Here is a 19,754-nt window from a genome sequence, read left to right on the forward strand (position 1 = left end):
GAACGGCAGCTTGCACGGTCCAGCAGCGGGGCGAAAATGCGTGAAGAGTTCGCGGCGGGATCAAATCTGTTTATGCCGACTGGGCGTGCCGAACAGTATTGCCACGAGGGCATTTTTCAACAGGCAGCTAGGTAAGTCCCGCCAATGCGCCAGAACCGCAGAAGTCGGGGTTGCCGAAGGTTTCGAGATGATGGCCGAAGGCGTGGGCGCACGAGAGCCAGAGGCGATTGTGCGGCTGCTTCTTCACCTGGATCGATTGGCCCATCTTGAACCCGAGCCCGCCGCCGACCAAGACCAGCGGCACGTCGTCCAACGTGTGCGAGTTCCCCTTGCCCAGCTCGTTGGTCCAGATGACCGTGGTGTTGTCGAGCATCGAACCATTGCCGTCCGGTTCCGGCGTTTCGTCCAGCTTTTTGACCAGGTAGGCCAGCTGTTCGCAGAACCAGGTGTTGATCTTGATCAGCTTCTCTTTGGCGTCGGCGTCGCTGTCCGGCTTGTGCGACAGTTCGTGGTGCGAGTCGTCGACTCCCAACCATTTCATCCGCGCCACGCCGACCGAGTTGGTATACTGCAGCGTTGCCACGCGGGCCATGTCGTTCGCCAGGCTGTTGACCAGCAAATCCATCTGCATCTTGCTGATCGTCGGCATGTTGTCATTCTTCAGCTGAACGCCGGCTTCCTGCACCGGAGCTTCCAGGGCCAGCTTCTCTTCGCCGGCCGATTTCAGCTCTTGCTCCATCTGGCGGACGAAGGCGGCGTGCTCTTCCAGTCGCTGCTTGTCTTCGCTACTGACGAAGCGTTCAACGCGTTTCAGGTCCAGACGCACTTTGTCGAGCACGCTCTGCAGGCTTTCGCGGTCTTTGACCTGACCATAGAGCTTCTCGAACATGCGATACGGATCGTCAATCGGCGCGACTGGTTTGTTGGGGCCGGCGTAGACCATCCGCGTCCACGGATTCGCCCGATCGGGGACGTTGACGCCAAACTCCAGCGAACCGAACCGGGTGCGGGTCGCTTCCTGCGCTTGCAGATAACGCTTGATCTCTTGGTCAATCGACAGACCGCTGGCCCAACCGGCCGGCGTGTGCGAACCACCCTGGATGTTGCCCGGGAACAACTCGATGCCGGTCAACAAGCAGCTCATACCGCGCATGTGGCTGTCGCCGTCGCCGCGGACCCGATCGCTGACCCCTTTGATCACCATCGTCTGGTTCTTGTAGGGCTCCAGCGGCTTCATGATTTCCTTCAGCTGGAAATCGGCGCCTTTCTGATCGGGCCAATAAGCGTCAGGGATAATGCCGTTGGGGCTAAACATCACAATCATTCGCTGTTTGCGGAGATCGGAAGCGGCGGCCATTCCCAAGCTGGGCAGGTTCATCAGCAGCGGCAAGGCCGCCGATGAGACTCCCATGTTGCGAACGAATTCTCGTCTAGTTAGACGCGACATGTTCAGCGCTCCCTTCATTAGGTTGATGCAAAGCGGCGACCAGTGCGATCGACGTCAGCAATTTGCGGATATTGTAGTTCGACTTCTCAAACGAGGTGACCAAATCGTCACCCACGTTCGGCCCGAACGCGTTGATCGGATGTTTGACGCAGTGATGGAACAACTGGTCGACAAAGGCGCCATGCGCCGAGCGACTTTCGACGATATGTTTCGCCAAGTCCCGGGCGCCTTCCAGCTTGACGGTGTCCCCTTCGGCCGTGGCGAAATCGGTCGTCGCGTCGACCTTTCGCTTTCCTTCGGTCTCGCGGTAGCGGCCGATCGCATCGAAATGCTCCAGCGTGAAACCGAGCGGGTTAATGATCTTGTGGCAACCTTGGCACGCGGCCGGCTCGGTCAACACCGAAACCTTCTCACGCATCGTCATATCTTTGTGAAAGTCGCCATCCTTAAACTCGGTCGCCTGCGGCGGCGCCGCCAGCGAACGTCCCAGCAATCGCCGCGTGATAAAGACGCCGCGATGGATCGGTGACGAAAACTCGTTGTAGGCGAGCATCGACAACATGTAAGGATGCGTCACAACGCCGGCCCGGTGTTCCGGCTGGAACGAAACCTGTTGGAACGAGTCGCCTCCCTCGAACGGGATCTCGTACATCTTGGCCAACCGCTCGTTGACGTACAAACGATCTCCCAGCAGCAACTGCCGGTAGTCGGAATTGTCGCTCCAGACGACGTCTTCGACGAACAAATCGAGCGACGTTCGCATGTCCGACGCCAGACTGTCGCTGAACTCGGGGAAGACGCCGCTATCTTTGACGATCCCTTCCTTTTCATCCAACTGCAGCCAGTGGTGGAAGAAGCCGCGGAGCTTCGCTTTCGCCCGCGGGTCTTTCAGCATCTTTTCGGCTTCGCTCTGGATCTGCTCAGGCCGACCAATCCAGTTCTCCTTGGCCGCTCGGAACAAATGCTCGCTTGGCATCGTGTCCCACAAAGCGTACGACAGTCGCGACACGACGTCGTAGTTGTCAGGCGGCGATTGTTCGAGGTTCGTATACAGGAACCGCGGCGATTTTAGCGCGAGCAAGACGCACCGCTTGACCGAGGTCTCCAACGCCATGTCGTCATTAAACTGTTCGTGGATGAAGAACTTCTTGTCCTCTTCACTCAGCGGCCGACGGAACGCTCGCTCCACAAACTTGTCGCAGAAGTCGCGCACCTTCTGCCGGCGATCGGCGGCGGTGTCCTTCGTCTTGGCCAGTTCGTCCAAGTGATCCACGACGTAGCCGGCAACTTCCAAGGCGCCTGCAGTGGTCGCCTCGTCCCAGGCCTTCGACATCGAAACGCCCCGCACGTAGCCCGAGACCGAATCGTCGGCCGGGAACGGCGCGGTCGAAATGAACAGCTCCGGCGCGAACTCGGGCGATAGGTTGCGAGCGGTCAGCAGGTCGCGGGCTTTCCGCGGCGGCTTCCACTCCAGCTTCACCGAAGCGGCGTCATCTTTAAACTTGTAAACTTCCAGCTTGATCCGGTACGGGCGGCCCCCCAACAAGCGAATCGTCTGCTTGTGCTCTTTCGGCTCGCCGCGCGACGCGGTCCACTCGTCGATCAGCGGCTTGCGGTCGTCGTTGACATACAGCTTGGCGCCCAACTGGGTCGTCAAAATGAACTCGTAGTCGCCGGTATCCTCGGCCAAGACCATCCCCTGCCAACGAATCGAAAACTGTTCGTTCGAATCGGTCTTATCCTTATCGTCTTTCTTCTTCTCGTCCTTTTTTTCCGGCAGGCTCTTGGGGTCGTATGGCAAGCCAGCGCCAAAATCGTAGTCGATCTTGCCGTCGACCCGCTCGATCGCCCGATCGCGGAAGTTGCGACTCGTAAAGATCTCGGTCTTCAGCCCGCGTTCTTTTTTTGGACTCGGCGTCCAACGAAAGCTGGCGATCAGGTCGGCCACCGTGTTGTTGTATTGGTCGACGGTCAGGTGCGCCAGTTCGATCCGCGATTCCGAGGTTTCGCGGGCGTGCGGCGCGTAAAACTCGCCATGAATGAATGCGGCGACCGCCTTGGCGTCTTCGCCGGCACACGCATCCGGATCGTCTTCCGGCATCGTCTCTTCGATGGCGAGCGCGATTTGCTCAATCGACTTGGTCCCGTGCAGCGCGTTCTCGGCGGCGCCAGAGACGCCTTCGCCCCGCTCGCCGTGGCAGTCGGCGCACATCTTCTTGTAGATCGCGGCCCCGTCCGGTTTGGCCGCCAACGAGAAACCGGCGGCCGCAAAGACCGCAAACATTCCAACCGACGCCATGGCTAGGCATTTGGTGAGAGCGCAGGAGGTAGGGGAGTACGCAGGCATCTCAATCACTAATCAACAGGCGGGATGAAGATCGTGCCCGGGTACGTCGCCAAGCGACGGTGGGTCGATCCATTGGGGGCGGGTAGGCAAAGAAATGGGTGTAAGTCGCCATCTCTTCGCTGTTTATGGTAGCAATTTCGCCACCCCTTTGTCAAGATTTTCAGCCCCAAATCGCCCCGCTACGGTCGGAATTCCATCCATGAACTGTGATATTTTGGCGAACTTTCCTGACCCAGGCATGGTCTATACCAGCAAGTTAATTCTTTCCGCCATTACCGCCGTGCGCTTAGGCGAATGCCTGCGGATCTGATACAGTAGATATGTAGTAAAGCAGGTTTCCCCACCGACAAGCTGGCAACGGGCCCTATTCTTCGGCAAGGTCGCCGAGCCCGGCCGCATTCTGATCGTGGGTTGAGACCGCAAGTATTTCTTTAGAACGGAGTTTCATGGAACTGGAACAGCTGGAGCAAACGCTCCTAGCCCACATTCAAAAGTCGACTTACCAACCGGTAAAACCGAAAGTCATCGCCAAACAGCTCAATCTGGCGGAAGAAGACCTCAAAACGCTCAAGCGTGCCATCAAGCGACTTCTCAAAAAAGGGCACATCGTCTACGGCGCAAGCCATCTGATCATACGAGCCGGCGCTGACAAAGCCAAAACGTCGAAAACGATCGTCGGCCGCTTTCATCGAACCGCCAAAGGGTTCGGATTCTTGCGTCCCTTAGGAACGCCCAAGTCGGCCGAAAAGACCGCCGACATTTACGTTCCCGCCAAACGAACCGCCGACGCCGCCACCGGCGATACCGTCCGGATTCGGCTCTTTAAGACCCGCGGGTCAACCGGCGAGTCGAAGATCTGCGGTGAAGTGATTGAGATCGTCGAACGCGAAACGCATCGCTTTGTCGGCACCTATGGCGAATCGCACGGTTACGCCCTGGTCCAAGTCGACGGCAACGTCTTTTCCGAACCAATCCTGGTCGGCGACCCCGGCGTCAAAGGCGCCCGGATTGACGACAAGGTGGTGATCGAGATCGTCCGCTTCCCGTCGCACTTTCATGAAGGCGAAGGGGTGATCGTCGAAGTGCTCGGCGCTCGCGGGGCGCCCGGCGTCGACCTGCTGTCGGTGATGCGGGAGTACGACCTGCCGCAGGAGTTTCCGGAAGCGGCTTTAGAGGTCGCCCGCGAGATGGCCGACAAGTTTGACGAGTCGATCGGCGAAGGTCGCCGCGACATCACGGCCGAGACGATCATCACGATCGACCCGATTGACGCCCGCGACTTTGACGATGCGATCAGCCTGACGCGGCTCGACAACGGCCACTGGGTGCTGAGCGTCCACATCGCCGACGTGGCTCACTTTGTGCCGGAAGGCTCGGCGCTGGACGTCGAAGCCCGCAACCGCGCAACCAGCATCTATTTGCCTGATATGGTAATTCCGATGCTGCCGGAGATCATCTCGAACAACCTGGCCAGTTTGCAGCCCGACAAGGTGCGCTACGCCAAGACGGCCAAGATCGAGTTCACCCCCGACGGCGCCCGGGTACATACCGAGGTCTTCAAGAGTGCGATCAAAAGCAAACGCCGCTTCACCTACGAAGAAGTGGACGATTACCTGGAAGATCGCGAGGCCTGGAAAGAGAAGCTGACGCCGCAGGTCCACAAGCTGTTGGCCGACATGCACGAGTTGGCAATGATGCTCCGCGAGCGTCGTTTCCAGCGGGGCTCGATCGAACTGATCATGCCTGAGTTGAAGCTCGACCTCGACAAAGATGGCCAGGTCACCGGCGCCCATGTCGAGAAGAACACCGAGAGCCATCAAATCATCGAGGAGTTCATGCTCGCCGCCAACGAGGCGGTCGCCGAAAAGCTGCATGACAAAGAACTCTTCTTCCTGCGGCGGGTCCACGACTCGCCCGAGGTAAACAAGCTGGAAGCGCTGACCGAATTCGTCCGCGACGTCGGCATCGAATGCGACAGCCTGCATAGCCGGTTCGAGATCATCCGCGTGCTCGAAAAGGTTCGCGATCTGCCCGAGCAAGCGGCGGTCAACTACGCCACGCTGCGGAGCATGAAAAAGGCGATTTACAGTCCCGAAGAAATCGGCCACTACGCTTTGGCGAGCGAGTGCTACTGCCACTTCACGTCGCCGATCCGCCGTTACCCCGACCTGACGATCCATCGAATGTACAACGAACTGGACGAAGGCAAAAAGCCGGTCCAGGACTACGACGCGATGATGGCCGAGGGAGAGCATTGCTCGGAACGGGAACAGCGGGCCGCCAGCGCCGAGCGCGACCTGGTGAAGATCAAACTGCTCAACCATCTCAGCCAGAAGATCGGCATGGAGATGGAAGCGGTCATCACCGGCGTCGAATCGTTCGGCCTGTTCGTGCAAGGGTTGGAGTTGCCGGCGGACGGGCTGATCAACATCAACTCGCTGCAGGATGACTATTACAAATACGACCGGACCACCCACTCGCTGGTCGGTCATCGCAGCGGCAACGCCTATCGACTTGGCGACAAACTGAAAGTGGCGATCGCTCGGGTCGATCTCGAAAAGCGGGAACTTGATTTCCGCCTGATCGAACTCGAAGAGCACGCGGCCGATCACCAGCGCCGCTCGCCGACTTCGGGGCGAACGGCCAGCGACGATTTCTCGTACCAGCGCGGCAAGCCTGCCAAGCATCCGCAGGGCGGCAAATCGCACGGCGGTAAAGGGAAGCCGAAGAAGCGGAAGCGATAGGCCCCGTTTTTTCGGTGATCTGTGGCGAATCGGTTAGGCCGAGCGTCGAGCAAGATCTCGATCTGACAGCTGGCTCATTTTGAGAATCCTGTTATCAACTCGATAACAAATCGTCCCACCTTTTTGCTTCGGCACAATCGCGATTTCTGTAAATCGTTACCGTTTGGGGGTTTGCAAGCAGGCGAAGCAGTACTGGCACGCCGCTTGCGATTACGTAGAGCAACCAGCATCGGCCGGCAAACGAAGAACACGATGCTGTTTGACATACATCCAACGCGAGCGAATCCGCGCAGCAGCGCGGACTCGGCTCGCCGCTTTTCCCCATAGTCGGAGATGAGAAAATGAGACGCATCCTTATCGCACTGGCAGCTGTTGCGGCAATTGGCCTTTCGTTTGGCGCTTCGTCGGCGATGGCCGGGGGCCCACACTATCACGGTGGTCATGGCCACGGTCACGGCTACCGCGGCGGCCCGGGTCCCGGTCGCTACTACGGTCGAGCCTACTACGGTCCGCCCGTCTATCGCAGCTATGGTCCGACCCGCGTTTACACACGGGCCTACGCCCCCTCGCCGTTCTACAATTACCGGTACGAACGTCCCACCTACTATCGCGGTGGCGGCGGCGGATTTTACCTGAATGGCCGCAACTTCTCGCTGGGCGTCGGCTTCTAAGCTCACGCCTGCGAAACGAATGCCGGACGCCTCGACGTTTGCCGTCGAGGCGTTTTTCGTGCGCTGGTCGCCTTGAGACAACCGTGCTGGGCGCCTACATTGGCGTTTTGCCCCTTGGTTTCTCGACTAGAACAAAATCGTGCTTCATCTTCAATCGCCCAGTTCCGACCGGTGGTTTTCCCAGGTCAGCGATCATCTTGACCTGCTGCTGATCGACCACGCCCATTGCGAAAAAAAGGCGGCCGGCGTCGCCATGAACATGATCTTCGCCTATGTCGAAAACGAAGATCTCTGCCGCGCGATGACCGAAATCGTCAATGAAGAGTTGGAGCACTTTCACATGGTGCTCGCGCTGCTCCACGAGCGGGAAATCCCCTTCCGTCGACTGAAACCGAGCAACTACGGCGAACAGTTGCACGCACTGATCCGCAAGAATGAGCCCGAACGAGCGGTCGACCGCCTCTTAGTGGCGGGGCTGATTGAAGCCCGCAGCTGCGAACGGTTTGGCATGCTCCGCGAGCGGCTGGAGGACAAAACGCTGGCCAGCTTCTATGACGAGTTGTTTGAGTCGGAGGCCCGGCATCATTCGGCGTACGTCCGTCTGGCCAAGCATTACGCCGACGACAAGACGGTGATGGACCGGCTGGACGAACTGGCGGCGGCAGAAGCGGCGATTATCGCGACCGGAGACGAGAATCCCCGGATGCACAGCTAGAAGTCGCGGTTGGTTGTGGTCGCCGTAAATCGTGATAGACTGGCGTTTTACGCACTTTGAGAAACGGTGACGAAGATTTATGGAAAACGTCTCCCTTGGGGGCGCTTCGCTCGGCCAGCCCCACCCTGCCCTGATTGGCCAAGAAGCGGAAATTGACGCCCTTCGCGAAACCGGCACTTACTTCTTCCAGCGCGGTTGGTCAGTCGGAACCAGCAGCAACTACAGCGCCGTGCTGCAGCAAGATCCGCTGCAACTGGTGCTGACCGCTAGCGGCATGGACAAAGGGCGGTTAACGCGGGCCGACTTTGTGCGGGTCAACGACCAGGGCAAACAGGTCGACGTCACCGGCTCCGCCACCACCGATCAGCCGAAGTCATCGGCCGAGACGCTGTTGCATGTGGTCGCCGCCCAGCACCGGTCGGGCGTCGGCGCGATTCTGCATACCCATTCGATCTGGGGCACCTTGTTGTCGGACCACTTCTTCGACGAAGGAGGCTTCGCGATCGAAGGGTACGAGATGCTCAAAGGTCTGGCCGGCGTCAAGACGCACGAGCATACCGAGTGGGTGCCGGTCTTCGACAACACGCAAGACATTCCGGTCTTGGCCGAGCAGGTCGCCGCCCGGTTGGCCGATCAATCGCAACCGCCGATCCATGGCTATTTGATCCGCCGCCATGGGCTATATACCTGGGGCGCCGACGTCGCCGAAGCGCGACGCCACATCGAGATTTACGAGTTTCTGTTTGAAACGGTGGTTCGTCGCATGATGCTATGCGGCGAACTGCGCAGCGCCGCTTCGGCCGTTTAACCCGATCATTTCCTGCAGCGATATTCGGAGAAACCTCCCTATGGCGAGCATTACCATTCACGACGAGAATCGTCGCATCACCGATCCGCAAGAGATCCGCCAATACCTCGAGCCGTACGGCATCTGGTACGAAAAGTGGGAGGTCGAAGGCCGCATCGGCGCCGAAGCGACCAATGAAGATATCTTGACCGCGTACGCGCCGGAGATCGAACGGCTGAAGAACCAAGGGGGCTACGTCACCGCCGACGTGATCAACGTCAATCCCGAGACCCCCAACCTCGACGCGTTGCTCGCTAAGTTTGACAAAGAACATACCCACAGCGAAGACGAAGTCCGCTTCACCGTCAAAGGGCAAGGCGTCTTCCACATCAACCCGCCGGAAGGCCCGGTCTTTTCGGTCCTGGTCGAGTCGGGCGACTTGATCAACGTGCCCGCCAACATGAAACATTGGTTCACCCTGTGCGACGAAAAGACGATTCGCTGCATTCGCCTGTTTGAAGATCCCAGCGGCTGGACTCCGCACTACATGGACGCCGGCGTCCACGAAAAGTATTCGCCGCTCTGCTGGGGCCCCGACTACATTCCGAAAGCGGACGATCTCGACCCGGTGGTGAAGCCTTGATCGAATTTTACGGCCGCGGTCTGCTGCTCGACATCGAGGGGACGACTGCCAGCGTCGCTTTCGTTTACGACGTGATGTTTCCGTTTGTCCGCCGCGAGCTGGACGCATATCTCGAGTCGGCGTGGGGTACGCCTGAGCTCGAATTGGTCCTGCGCTATATCGCCCAGGACGCCGGGTCCGACTCGTTTGCCGAGTGGACGCAGGACGACGCCACCGAAGAGGCGAAGCGGCAGCGAGTCAGCGCCGAGATGACGCGGCTGATGGACGACGACGTCAAAGCGACTGGACTAAAACAGCTGCAAGGCTTGATCTGGAAAGCAGGCTTTGACTCCGGCGAACTGGTCGCGGCCGTCTTTGACGACGTGCCGGACGCCCTAGAGCGCTGGAACGCCGCCGGCAAGGACGTGCGAATTTATTCTTCCGGCAGCGTCGCCGCACAGAAGATGTTCTTCGAGCACACCAATCACGGCAATCTGTTGCCGATGTTTCAGGGGCACTACGACACAACGACCGGGCCCAAGAAAGAGGCGCAGAGCTATCGCACCATCGCTGGCGACTTCGACTTTGAGCCGAGCCAGATCTTGTTCCTAAGCGACGTCGTGGCCGAACTGGACGCCGCGCGCGAAGCCGGAATGCGAACCGGTTTGTGCTATCGCCCTGGGAACGCGCCGGTCGAAAACGCCAATGGACATACCGCCATCGAATCGTTCGACCAGATATCCATCGGCTAGCACGCAAAATTTTTTGCGACGTTTATGCGACCGATACGACGGGGACCTTGCCGCGTATCGGTCGCCGCTTACCATTGGGCCGGTATTTAATCGGCAATGCTTTGAATCTCAATGACGAGGTAAGCAAGTCTCGCGGCTGAAGGTCAGCCGCCGCTGCAAGGAATCGCAGCCAGGCATTCCCGCCAATCGCACGGTAGCACTTACGCTTTCCGCAGGAGGCAAGAATGTTGGCGAAATCTTCGTTCGTTTCGGTCCCGTTCGGCTTATTGATCACGCTGGCGACGCTATCGTCGGCCACGCTAGCCAGCGCTGGCCCGGTCAATTTTGACGTCGGTTATCGGATCGCTTGTCGCGACGTCACGCCCGACGACTATGTCGGCGACGAAAAGCTGATTGAAGCGAAGTTCGTCGTTTCGTCGCTGGTCGCCTACGAAGCCGAGAACGATCTGCTGCAGTTCGTCATTCGCATCGAAAGCGGCGATCCCCGCATGACCGTCGTCGACTACTCGCCGCGCACCACGCTCGAAAACAAGTTGACCGGCGGGATGCAGATCGAACGCAAGAAGGAAAGCGATTCTTCACTGGGCGCCAACCTGACCGGCAAATACGACGGCATCGTCAGCGGCAACATCAGCGGCGGGGCCAGCCGTAAGGACGCGGTCACCACCAAGTACGAATTGCGTTCGCCGGTCGAGCTGATCGCCGCCAGCGGCACGATCCACCGCGGCGCCGGCGTTTACTTCAAACTGAAGCCGGCCCGGCAATCGACGCTGGAAGGCGCCAAGGAATATACCTGCGTCTTCCGCGTACCGGGCAACTGGACCCGCGGGCTGGCCAGCGTCTACTGCGAAGCGCTCGGCGAAGAATCTTCGAGCCTCTCGCCGCTCGATAGCCGTCGCACCTTCGCTCGCCAGGCGTTTCGCGTCGCGCTGTATCTGGACATCAACGCCGATGCCAAACGCGCGGCCGAGAACTACGTCGCCTGCGAGCGAATGTTGCGAGCGACCACCGTTCAGTACCGCGGCGTGATCGAGAAAGCGACGCGTCACTCGCCGATCGATCAACTGGTCTCGCTGGTCAAGCATGGCCGAACCAACCATGGGCCGAAGCTCGACCCGACCGACCTGACGACCTGGCCGGCCGACGAACTTTACCGCTTGCCGCGGGAAGTGCAAGACGCGGCGGCCGACTATCGCGCCGCACAATTGCGGATGCGAATGTGGACCGACGAGTTCATCACCGGCAGCTAAACTTGAAGGGTGGGTGGAGCAAGCGCGAGAGGTTGCGTCATGTGACCAATGCCACTCGCTTGCGCAACCCACCTTTTGCTTGCAGCCGCATTGTTGGGTTGCGCTGCGCTGCACCCAACCGACGATTGACGTGAGTCACGCTTATCTACTGGTCTTCCAGACCGAGATATTCGGTCGGGACATTTTTGAACACCTCTTCCATGCTGGTCACCCCTTGGGCGACCTTCATGAGCGCGGCGCGGCGGAAGTCGAGCATGCCGTGGCGTACGGCGATCGCTTCCAGCTCTTGCGCCGGCAAGCGACTGGAAATCGCGCGGCGGATATCGCCGGTGACTTCCATCAGCTCGAAGATTGCGGTGCGGCCGACGTAACCTTCGTTCGCCGCCGTCGGGTCGGGGCCGTAGAAGACTTCCCCTTCGCCCGGCTCAAGCATCTCTTGAATGTCGCCAAAGGTCGCCGCAGCGCCGCCAGGCCCCAGTTCGTACGGAATGCGGGTCTTGGGATCCAGAACCCGGACCAATCGCTGCGACAAGACGCCGCGAAGCCCACTGGCCAGGAAGTGCGGATTCACATCGAGCGACAACATGCTTTGCACCGCGGCCGCGGCAACCGGCGCATGCAGCGTGGCGAAAACCAGGTGACCGCTATTGGCCGCGCGAACGGCGGTGGAGGCGGTCTCCGCATCACGGATCTCACCGATCATGATCACGTCAGGCTGCTGACGAATCACGCTTCGCAATAGCTCCGAAAAGTCGAGTCCGATTTTCGGGGCGACCTGCGACTGGCGAATCCCCGAGAGCGAAAACTCGACCGGATCTTCCAGCGTGTTGATTTTGCGTTTGCCGTCGTTCAGAAACTGCAAGCAAGCGTACAGCGTCGTCGTCTTGCCGGTTCCGGTCGGACCGGTCACCAGGATCAAGCCGGAGTTGGCCTGAATCATCGACATGATTCCTTGCCGATCGTGCCGGTTCAGTCCCAGTTGTTCGACCGAGAGCAAGCTGGAGTTCCGATCGAGCAAGCGGACCGTCAAGTCCTCGCCATACAGCGTCGGCAACAGACTCAAACGTAGATCGAGCTTTTTGCCTTGATCACTGAAGATCCAGCGACCATCTTGCGGACGACGCCGTTCGGCGATGTCCATCGAGCTCATCGCCTTCAGGTAACTAATCCAAGAACGTCCCTGATCGGCTGGGACGTCGCGAATGACTTTCATCCGTCCCCACTGCCGGACCGCCACTTGGACGGTACCTTCGCCTGCCAAGATAAACAAGTCGCTGGCCTGCATCTCGGCGGCTTGGTGAATCAGCAGCTTGACGGCGACATCGGGCTCGACGCTATTCAGGTCGACTTTGGCAAAGTCGGGGGCAGCGGGACCACGGCTTACGGCGCTTTCATTCATGATGCTCTCCTTTCGCCAATTGCATGGCGACTTCACCGTTGGCGACAATGTGGAAGAAGTTGTCGAGCCGCATCAACTTGAAAACGTTCGCGACGATCGGCGGCATATTAAACAAGATCAACTTGCCGCCCGCTTCTTCAAATTGTTTGTGACAGGTCAACAGCCAACCGACTCCGCTCGAATCGATGATGTCGGCTTCCTGCATGTTCAGCAGGACCGTTCGCTGATAGGCGTCGATGCCGATCAACGCCGAGAGCGGTTCGGTCTCGCGCATCGAACCATCTTGGGTTACGCGTCCCGAAACGGCGACCTGGACAATATTCTCGTCGTGGGAAACGACATGCAATTCCATAGCTTCGGCCCTGTTGTCAATCGCAGGCAAACGACCGTTTATATCACGGCCGTATGAAGAGAAAACGAACATCTCTTCAAAGTCGTGATTTCTTAATCAAACGTCCGGCAAAGCATTCCCCCTTCGACCAAGAGGGTCGTGCCGGTAATGTAAGCGCCGGCGTCGGAGGCCAGCAATAGCGCCGGCCCCACCAGGTCTTGCGTCTCTCCCCAGCGTTTGACCGCCGTTCGTTCCGAGAAACGCTTTTTTTGTTCATCATTGAGCAGGCTCATCGGCAGCTCGGTCGCAATCGGTCCCGGCGCCAGGCAGTTGACGGTGATCCCATGTGGCCCCAACTCCAGGGCGTGCGCTCGAGACATCGCGCTGAGCGCCGCTTTTGTGCCGGAGTAGTTTCCCCGTCCCGAATTAGACGCAACCGCCATCACGCTAGAGAGATGGATGATCCGTCCCCAGCCCCGCTCGATCATCCCCGGAGTCAATTTGCGGGCCAGTCGCATGCAGCTGGTGAAGTTGATCTCCAGCACGCGGTCCCAACTTTCGTCGGTCGTCTCGACCAACGTCTGCGGCTGGTTGGTGCCAGCGTTGTTGAACAGGATGTCGACCTTACCAAACTCTCCCAACACCCAGTCGGCCATCGCGTCGACTTCGGCCCGGTCCGCCATGTCGCACACTCGCCAGGCGACCCGCACGTCAAGTCCTGCGCCAATCTCGCGCGTCGCCGCTTCCAGTTCGTCCGCGTGTCGCGCCGTGATGCAAACGTCGGCGCCAGCCTCGGCCAGTCCGCGGGCAATCGCCTTGCCGATACCTTTGCTGCCGCCGGTGACCAGCGCCGTGCGGCTAGAGAGTTCGAGCAGGGACGCGAGCGTCATAGCGAGGAGCCTTGTGGGGAAAGCGGAAGAGAGATTCCCCGGTTTTAACACGACTGTGACGCAGAAGAAACAGTCTCGTCGTTTGGTTTGCTCGCGATCGGCAGCGCGCGAAAAAAAAACCGACCGGTCATGAACGGTCGGTTTTCCGTGATTTGAGAATGGCGCGAAAGCGCACTGCTTGCCCCCAAGCAGGCCCCTGCAAACTACGCCTTGGCGGTCTTGGCAGCCTTGACGGCGGCGTTCAGACGCGACTTCACGCGAGCGGCGGCGTTGGCGTGGATGACGCCGGCGGCGGCCGTCTTGTCGAGACGCTTCACGGCGGCCTTCAGTTCGGCGTCCATCGTGGCGGCGTCGCCAGCGGCGATCGCAGTGCGGACCTTACGAATCTGGTGACGCAGCACCGACTTGATGGCGCGATTGCGGGCACGACGAACTTCGTTTTGACGGAGGCGTTTCTTGGCGCTCTTGGTATTGGGCATGGATCCTGATTTCCCTTGCGGGCGGCCTCTTATTTCCTAGAAACGAGGCCGCATTCTTATCCGCGGACAATTTGTTCTCAATGCGAAGCTACTTATCTTGCAACATTTTTCGGACCTTGTCTAGCCTCGAATCGATATCTCGGTAGCCAGGGTCCATTTTTTTCAGTCGCTTGAAGTAAGCCTTGGCGTCGGAGTGTTCTCCCAGCCCCATGGCCAGCACCCCCGACCGGTACAGCAACTGCTTGTGGCGTTCGGAACTCAAGTGCTCACTGTAACTTAGGGCTTCCTCGAAGCACTCCATCGCGGTGTGGTACTTCTTTTTCGCCTGCAGGCACTCCCCCTTCCCCAGATTGGCGATCGCCAGCATTTTTTCATCTCCCTCGATCACCTGATCGAAGACCTCGATCGCCTCGTCCAGATTGCCGGCCCGTTTTAGCCGTAACCCGTACTCGTAGAGGTGTTTCTTGTCGTCGGGGTGACGCTCGGCCCGGGTTTGGTAGATTTCGAGTTCGGTTCGATTCAACTCATCCTTCAGGTCGTCGGCCAGTTTGCGGCTTTCAGCGGTCTTGCCGGCCTCAAACTGCTTTTCGGCGACTTCGTAGCGATGGCGAGCCCGGTTGATCCGGATATCTTCAAACTTTTGGATGATCTGCAGCGACTGTCCAATGGCGGCCTGGGCTTTTTTCATCACCAGCTCCGCTTCGTGGTATTTGTCGTCTTTCTGCCACAGGTCGGCCAGTTTCAGGTAGTTCTCGACCTTCTCGGGACTGGCGAGGATCACGCGATCGAGAATCTGCTTTTCGTTCAGCTCGATCGCCACTTTCGGCTTCTCGGACTTCGCCTCTTCCTGGACCGACTTCGGCCGGGGCCGCGGCTTTTCGCCGGGGCGAACGTCGATTTTGTTGGTGATCGTCGGCAATCCCTGACGGATCCGCTCTTTGTCGAGCGTCAGCTGCGAGATCATCTTGTTCGCTTCGTCGTCGCCGCGGGTCTTCTCGTTGATGAAGTGCCAGACCGCCATCGCCTGGTCAAATTGGCCCACGCTGCCGAGATACCGGGCACAATGCCGGCGAACTTCGATGTCGTTGGGCGAACCGTCGGTGGCGTACTTCATGAACAGCAGGCCAACCTCGTGGCAGCGCAACTCGGCACAGGCGTCGACCATTGGCACCAGCGCCGCCGCGTCCCAGGCGTTCGACTTCAGCATGTCGACTCCCTGGCCCAGGACCTCGGCCCAATTCTTGGAGGCCAGCGCCTTTTTGATCCCGCGACCGCCGAACGCTCCGAACAGGCCCTTTGGTTTCTTGCCTTTGAACTTCCGCTCCAGATTCTCCATCATCTTTTCGGCGTAGATCAGATTGGCCGGATCCGACTTCACGCACTCCCCTAACAGGCTATGCGCATAGTCGAAGTCGTACTTTTGCTGCTTCATCATGCCGGTCGCATGATCAAACACCGACTGCAAACGTTTTCGCTTGGCTGGAGTGATCTCGTAGGCCGCTGAATCGGCCGTCGCGTTCTGCCCGTCCACGTCGCTATTTATCCACTATCAGAAGAAAAACTGGTCTACCGCCACCATAACCGCGACGAATCGTTATTCTAGCTGTACCAGGGTAATCGTGCCAAGTTCTTGGTAAACAAGAAGTTGGCGTCTTGTGAAACTTGCTCGTCCCGGGTTCAATCGAGAGAAAACAGGCTCCCCAACCCCCGAAAATCGGAATGCCGGAAAACGCCACTCACGCTCCTGGTAAGGCCTCCCTCGTTGGCGCAGGTCCGGGCGACGCCGGATTTATTACTTTACGTGGCGTCGAACTGTTAGCGGACGCCGACGTCGTCCTGTACGACTACCTGGCTAATTCAGCTCACCTGCGGCATGTGCGAGACGACGCCGAGCTCCACTGCCTAGGGCGACACGGTCAGGGAAAGCTCTGGTCGCAGGCCGAGATCAACCAGGCGATGGTCGACGCCGCCAAGCAGGGGCGGCATGTGGTGCGACTAAAGAGCGGCGACCCGACCGTCTTTGCCCGGGCGGCCGACGAGATCGAAGCGCTCAAGCAAAACGACGTCCCGTTTGAAATCGTTCCCGGCGTCACCACCGCTTTGGCGGCAGGCGCTTGTGCCGGCGTTCCGGTTACCGACTCGCGGTTCGCCTCGGCGGTCGCCCTGGTCACCGGCCGCGAAAAGCCAGGCAAGTCAGACGACGCCATCGACTATTCGGCATTGGCCAAGTTCCCCGGCACGCTGGTGATGTACATGGGGGTCACTTCGGCTCCGGTCTGGTCGGCCGGATTGATCGACGGCGGCAAGTCGCCCGAGACGCCCTGTGCGATCATCCGCCGCTGCAGTTGGCCCGATCAGGAAACGTACCAATGTACGCTGGGCGAGATCGGCAATTTGCTCCATTCCGGCTCCGAAATCCGCCCGCCGGTGATCGTCGTCGTTGGCGAAGTGGCGCGCCAAGCGTCAGCTGACAACTGGTTTCAGCAGCGACCGTTGTTCGGTGAGCGGATCTTGATCACCCGGCCTGAACACCAAGCCGACGATTTGGCCCACACGCTGGCCGAACTGGGCGCCGACGTCTATCTGCAACCGGCGATTCAAATCTCGCCGCCGCTCGATTGGCGCCCGATCGACGCGGCGATTGGCGGTTTGCACGACTACGATTGGCTGGTCTTCTCCAGCGCCAACGGCGTCCGCTACTTTCTTGATCGGCTGTTTGAATTGGGAGACGACCTCCGCGCGGTCGGCCATCTGCGGATCGCAGCCATTGGCCCCGGCACCGCCGACACGCTGGCTGACTACTACCTGACGGCTGACGTCATCCCAGGTGAATACCGGGCCGAAGCGCTGGTCGCCGCTCTGCAAGACGAAGCCGCCGGCCAGCGGTTCCTGTTACCACGAGCCAGTCGCGGTCGCGACGTGTTGCCCAACGGCCTGACCGCCGCCGGAGGCGAGGTTACCGAGATCGTCGTCTACCAAAGCGTCGATACCGTGGAGCTTTCGCCCGAGCTACTCGAAGCCTGGGATGAGCAGCCAATCGACTACGTGCTTGTCACCAGTAGCGCCATCGCCCGAGCGACGGTCCGGCTATTGGGCGAGCGAGCCAAAGAGACGAAGTTCGTCACGATCAGCCCGATCACATCGGGCGCGCTGCGAGAAGTAGGCGCCGAACCGGCCGTCGAAGCGAGCGTCTACACGATGGACGGCGTGCTCGAAGCGCTGCTACAACACGTCGCCGGTAAGTAGCTCGAGCTTGGCGACGGAGATTGGGTGCATGGCGCCAAGTCCTCTCCTACCGCTGATAGATCGGCAGGAACCCGTAGTCCAACTGCATCATGATCAGGTTGCATGACGTGACGTAGATTGGGCCGACGGTCGTGTCGTCCCAGGCGCCGTCGTTGCGTTGCTTGCGAACGATCTCGCCGTAGAGTCGATCACGGAACGCTTCCCAAAATTCGCGATCACGGAAACCTTCGCGATAGACGACCTGGGCGTAATAGAGATACGTGTAGTGCCAATGGCTGAACGCTTGTTGTTGCGTTTGGATCTGGTGCAGGTTGTCTTTGCAGTAGTTGATCATCTTGTCGACCACTTCGCCACCATACTCGCCGGCGTTCTGCAAACAACAAACCGACGCGGCGGTGATCGCCGGACGCGACGTGCCGCGATTCTTCGAACTGTACGAGATGCCGCCATCCGGATTCTGACAACCGTAGATGTACTGCTTGGCCCGTTCAACTACTTCGGACGGAACCACGATGCCGGCGTTACGACAGCCGCGCAGGCCTTGCACCTGGGTGATGGTGGTCGAACCTTCGTCGAAGTCGTTGCCATCTTTCGCGCTGACGTATCCCCAACCGCCAGAAGTAGTCTGGGCCGAGACGGTAAACTCCACCGCCTTGGTCAAGGTGTTGATCAGCTCTTCTCTTCTTTCTTCATCTTCCTCTTCCCCCAACACCTGGGAGAGAAAGAGCATCGAGAAGCCGTGGCCGTAGGTGTAACGATTGTCGGTCAGCGGATCGCCAATCAGACCGTTGTCGCGCCGTTTGCTGTAGATGAAGTCGGTGACGCGGCGGATGTTTTTGGCGTACGGACCTTGGGTGGTGGTCGAACCAGAGGCGATCAGGGCCGTTCCCGCCAACGCGGCCATCGCGGTCGGATAGGCCTGACTGGCCCAATGACCGACGCGGGTTTGCGTGCGGGCGACCCAGTCGAGTCCTTTCCGCGTGGAGGTCAGCCAGCTTGTCTTGAGCGCCGAGTCAGCCGCCTGCAGCGACGAATTGCCCGCAAATCCTGCGGCCAAAGGTAGACCTGCGGCCAGACAACGAAGAGCGGCTCGGCGATTTAATCTGTCAGTCATCGGCATCCTTTGGAAAGCGGCGGATCTTTCCTCTCCCTTATTGTGGCTCATTCCGCAGCTTACGGCTATCTAATTCCTTCGTCGCAGAAACGGGCCGATTGGTTCATTTCCGCCAATCCGCCCGCAAAGTCGACGTATGCTCGCCACTTGCCCCGCCCTGCCCGAGTGGAGATTCGCCCGAAACCCTCACCCGCATAATCGGCGCGACCGATCCAAAAATAGTTCAGTCAGCTCATTGGGCAGGGAGAATTCTATGCGACTCGGAGGGATGTTAACCAACCGCCTGGTACTTACGATCGACCTCCATCTCTCGGCCCCCTCGCTGCAACTAGCCCACCATCGTCGCCTGCACGAGGTCGCGCGGAAACTGCTCAGCCATCTGGCCATACGCCAAATTCCAGCGACATTTGGTCTCTCGCGCCCCGGATACGGCCAACTTGCCGACTGGATTTCGTCCGATCCCCAGCATGAGACGGCCCTACTGATGCAGCCGAGCGGCGACTGGCGCCAGTGGGGGGGCAGCGGCTTGGTGGGAGAAGTTCGCCGTCTGGCGGGCGATTCGGTCCGCTCCGTATTCGCGCACGGGCCGCTGGGGCTAGATCACGCGTCCGCCCTCCGCAGTGCTGGAATCTTGGCGATCCGCGGCAATGGCGCCACATTGCCGGGCGCATCTCACCAGAATGGCACGCTCTGGTTTGAGCCCAACATCCAGGCTCCCTCTTTTCTGGCGAGGCTGACCGAGTGGCTGCCGCAACGTTTTGATTTTGCCAAGCCGACGCCAGCCCAAGTGATGCGGATTTGCGGCGAAACGGTCGCCAACGCCGGTCCGTGGGCGACCGATCAGGCGCTGCGGGCCATCGACTTCGCGGCGAAGTTTCGCGATCGGGGGGGCTCGGTAGAAACGCTGGCCAATTGCGCCAGCCAGCTGGAAGCTTCCCCGGTCAAAGCGGCCTAAATGCC

General features: G+C 59.5%; 17 protein-coding genes. 9 read left to right on the top strand and 8 right to left on the bottom strand.

What is annotated here, in order from left to right:
* Window positions 1–127 precede the first annotated feature (127 nt).
* Together Enr8_RS19310 and Enr8_RS19315 are read right to left on the bottom strand one after the other, a co-directional pair.
* Window positions 128–1,447, bottom strand: a complete 1,320-nt coding sequence (locus Enr8_RS19310; RefSeq protein WP_146434619.1) for a DUF1552 domain-containing protein — start codon at window positions 1,445–1,447, stop codon at window positions 128–130.
* Window positions 1,431–3,746, bottom strand: a complete 2,316-nt coding sequence (locus tag Enr8_RS19315) for a DUF1592 domain-containing protein (RefSeq protein WP_246120158.1) — start codon at window positions 3,744–3,746, stop codon at window positions 1,431–1,433. Before Enr8_RS19315 ends, Enr8_RS19310 begins: the two co-directional genes overlap by 17 nt.
* A gap of 494 nt (window positions 3,747–4,240) precedes the next feature.
* Between Enr8_RS19315 and rnr the strand changes: the two genes are divergently transcribed.
* The 7 genes from rnr (at window position 4,241) to Enr8_RS19350 (ending at window position 11,335) form a co-directional block, all read left to right on the top strand.
* The gene (gene rnr / locus Enr8_RS19320) at window positions 4,241–6,538 is read left to right on the top strand and encodes a ribonuclease R (protein ID WP_146434623.1); all 2,298 of its coding nucleotides are present in this window, start codon (window positions 4,241–4,243) and stop codon (window positions 6,536–6,538) included.
* Window positions 6,539–6,879: 341 nt separating this feature from the next.
* Window positions 6,880–7,209, top strand: coding sequence for a hypothetical protein (locus Enr8_RS19325; protein WP_146434625.1), 330 nt, complete (start codon window positions 6,880–6,882; stop codon window positions 7,207–7,209).
* A 139-nt stretch (window positions 7,210–7,348) separates the two neighbouring features.
* Window positions 7,349–7,924, top strand: coding sequence for a tRNA-(ms[2]io[6]A)-hydroxylase (miaE, locus tag Enr8_RS19330; RefSeq protein ID WP_146434627.1), 576 nt, complete (start codon window positions 7,349–7,351; stop codon window positions 7,922–7,924).
* 79 nt (window positions 7,925–8,003) lie between these two features.
* On the top strand, window positions 8,004–8,732 hold the full coding sequence (mtnB, locus tag Enr8_RS19335) for a methylthioribulose 1-phosphate dehydratase (protein ID WP_146434629.1): 729 nt from the start codon (window positions 8,004–8,006) through the stop codon (window positions 8,730–8,732).
* A 40-nt stretch (window positions 8,733–8,772) separates the two neighbouring features.
* Window positions 8,773–9,354: a 1,2-dihydroxy-3-keto-5-methylthiopentene dioxygenase gene (locus Enr8_RS19340; protein WP_146434631.1), complete on the top strand. Its 582-nt coding sequence runs from the start codon at window positions 8,773–8,775 to the stop codon at window positions 9,352–9,354.
* Window positions 9,351–10,085 carry an acireductone synthase gene (gene mtnC / locus Enr8_RS19345; protein WP_146434633.1) on the top strand — a complete coding sequence of 245 codons (735 nt, stop codon included), beginning with the start codon at window positions 9,351–9,353 and terminating at the stop codon, window positions 10,083–10,085. The genes Enr8_RS19340 and mtnC overlap by 4 nt, the downstream gene beginning before the upstream one ends.
* 224 nt (window positions 10,086–10,309) lie before the next feature.
* A complete protein-coding gene (locus Enr8_RS19350; protein ID WP_146434635.1) occupies window positions 10,310–11,335 on the top strand; it encodes a hypothetical protein in 1,026 nt (341 codons plus the stop codon).
* A gap of 145 nt (window positions 11,336–11,480) precedes the next feature.
* On the opposite strand, the gene Enr8_RS19355 is transcribed toward Enr8_RS19350, so the two are convergent.
* From Enr8_RS19355 to Enr8_RS19375, 5 genes are all read right to left on the bottom strand, one after another.
* Window positions 11,481–12,734 carry a GspE/PulE family protein gene (locus Enr8_RS19355; RefSeq protein ID WP_146434637.1) on the bottom strand — a complete coding sequence of 418 codons (1,254 nt, stop codon included), beginning with the start codon at window positions 12,732–12,734 and terminating at the stop codon, window positions 11,481–11,483.
* Window positions 12,727–13,086 (bottom strand): STAS domain-containing protein, encoded by a 360-nt coding sequence (locus Enr8_RS19360; RefSeq protein WP_186767749.1) that lies wholly within the window; start codon window positions 13,084–13,086, stop codon window positions 12,727–12,729. Before Enr8_RS19360 ends, Enr8_RS19355 begins: the two co-directional genes overlap by 8 nt.
* Window positions 13,087–13,178: 92 nt before the next feature.
* Window positions 13,179–13,955, bottom strand: coding sequence for an SDR family NAD(P)-dependent oxidoreductase (locus Enr8_RS19365; protein ID WP_146434642.1), 777 nt, complete (start codon window positions 13,953–13,955; stop codon window positions 13,179–13,181).
* Between the two features lie 203 nt (window positions 13,956–14,158).
* On the bottom strand, window positions 14,159–14,434 hold the full coding sequence (gene rpsT / locus Enr8_RS19370) for a 30S ribosomal protein S20 (protein ID WP_146434644.1): 276 nt from the start codon (window positions 14,432–14,434) through the stop codon (window positions 14,159–14,161).
* 88 nt (window positions 14,435–14,522) lie between these two features.
* The gene (locus tag Enr8_RS19375; protein ID WP_146434646.1) at window positions 14,523–15,965 is read right to left on the bottom strand and encodes a tetratricopeptide repeat protein; all 1,443 of its coding nucleotides are present in this window, start codon (window positions 15,963–15,965) and stop codon (window positions 14,523–14,525) included.
* A 188-nt stretch (window positions 15,966–16,153) separates the two neighbouring features.
* On the opposite strand from Enr8_RS19375, the gene cobA reads away from it, so the two are divergent.
* Window positions 16,154–17,680 carry a uroporphyrinogen-III C-methyltransferase gene (cobA, locus tag Enr8_RS19380; RefSeq protein WP_146434648.1) on the top strand — a complete coding sequence of 509 codons (1,527 nt, stop codon included), beginning with the start codon at window positions 16,154–16,156 and terminating at the stop codon, window positions 17,678–17,680.
* Between the two features lie 46 nt (window positions 17,681–17,726).
* Here cobA and Enr8_RS19385 read toward each other — a convergent pair whose 3' ends face one another.
* The gene (locus tag Enr8_RS19385) at window positions 17,727–18,794 is read right to left on the bottom strand and encodes a prenyltransferase/squalene oxidase repeat-containing protein (RefSeq protein ID WP_146434650.1); all 1,068 of its coding nucleotides are present in this window, start codon (window positions 18,792–18,794) and stop codon (window positions 17,727–17,729) included.
* Between the two features lie 253 nt (window positions 18,795–19,047).
* Between Enr8_RS19385 and Enr8_RS19390 the strand changes: the two genes are divergently transcribed.
* Window positions 19,048–19,749, top strand: coding sequence for a hypothetical protein (locus Enr8_RS19390; protein WP_146434652.1), 702 nt, complete (start codon window positions 19,048–19,050; stop codon window positions 19,747–19,749).
* Window positions 19,750–19,754 lie beyond the last annotated feature (5 nt).

It is taken from the genome of Blastopirellula retiformator (genome assembly GCF_007859755.1).
GTDB lineage: Bacteria > Planctomycetota > Planctomycetia > Pirellulales > Pirellulaceae > Blastopirellula > Blastopirellula retiformator.

Coding starts and splice junctions, on each gene's coding strand:
- rpsT (WP_146434644.1), bottom strand. CDS start 14,434: ATGCCCAATACCAAGAGCGCCAAGAAACGCCTCCGTCAAAACGAAGTT.
- Enr8_RS19385 (WP_146434650.1), bottom strand. CDS start 18,794: ATGACTGACAGATTAAATCGCCGAGCCGCTCTTCGTTGTCTGGCCGCA.
- Enr8_RS19315 (WP_246120158.1), bottom strand. CDS start 3,746: ATGGCGTCGGTTGGAATGTTTGCGGTCTTTGCGGCCGCCGGTTTCTCG.
- rnr (WP_146434623.1), top strand. CDS start 4,241: ATGGAACTGGAACAGCTGGAGCAAACGCTCCTAGCCCACATTCAAAAG.
- Enr8_RS19360 (WP_186767749.1), bottom strand. CDS start 13,086: ATGGAATTGCATGTCGTTTCCCACGACGAGAATATTGTCCAGGTCGCC.
- Enr8_RS19390 (WP_146434652.1), top strand. CDS start 19,048: ATGCGACTCGGAGGGATGTTAACCAACCGCCTGGTACTTACGATCGAC.
- cobA (WP_146434648.1), top strand. CDS start 16,154: ATGCCGGAAAACGCCACTCACGCTCCTGGTAAGGCCTCCCTCGTTGGC.
- Enr8_RS19365 (WP_146434642.1), bottom strand. CDS start 13,955: ATGACGCTCGCGTCCCTGCTCGAACTCTCTAGCCGCACGGCGCTGGTC.
- Enr8_RS19340 (WP_146434631.1), top strand. CDS start 8,773: ATGGCGAGCATTACCATTCACGACGAGAATCGTCGCATCACCGATCCG.
- Enr8_RS19350 (WP_146434635.1), top strand. CDS start 10,310: ATGTTGGCGAAATCTTCGTTCGTTTCGGTCCCGTTCGGCTTATTGATC.
- Enr8_RS19325 (WP_146434625.1), top strand. CDS start 6,880: ATGAGACGCATCCTTATCGCACTGGCAGCTGTTGCGGCAATTGGCCTT.
- Enr8_RS19310 (WP_146434619.1), bottom strand. CDS start 1,447: ATGTCGCGTCTAACTAGACGAGAATTCGTTCGCAACATGGGAGTCTCA.
- mtnB (WP_146434629.1), top strand. CDS start 8,004: ATGGAAAACGTCTCCCTTGGGGGCGCTTCGCTCGGCCAGCCCCACCCT.
- Enr8_RS19355 (WP_146434637.1), bottom strand. CDS start 12,734: ATGAATGAAAGCGCCGTAAGCCGTGGTCCCGCTGCCCCCGACTTTGCC.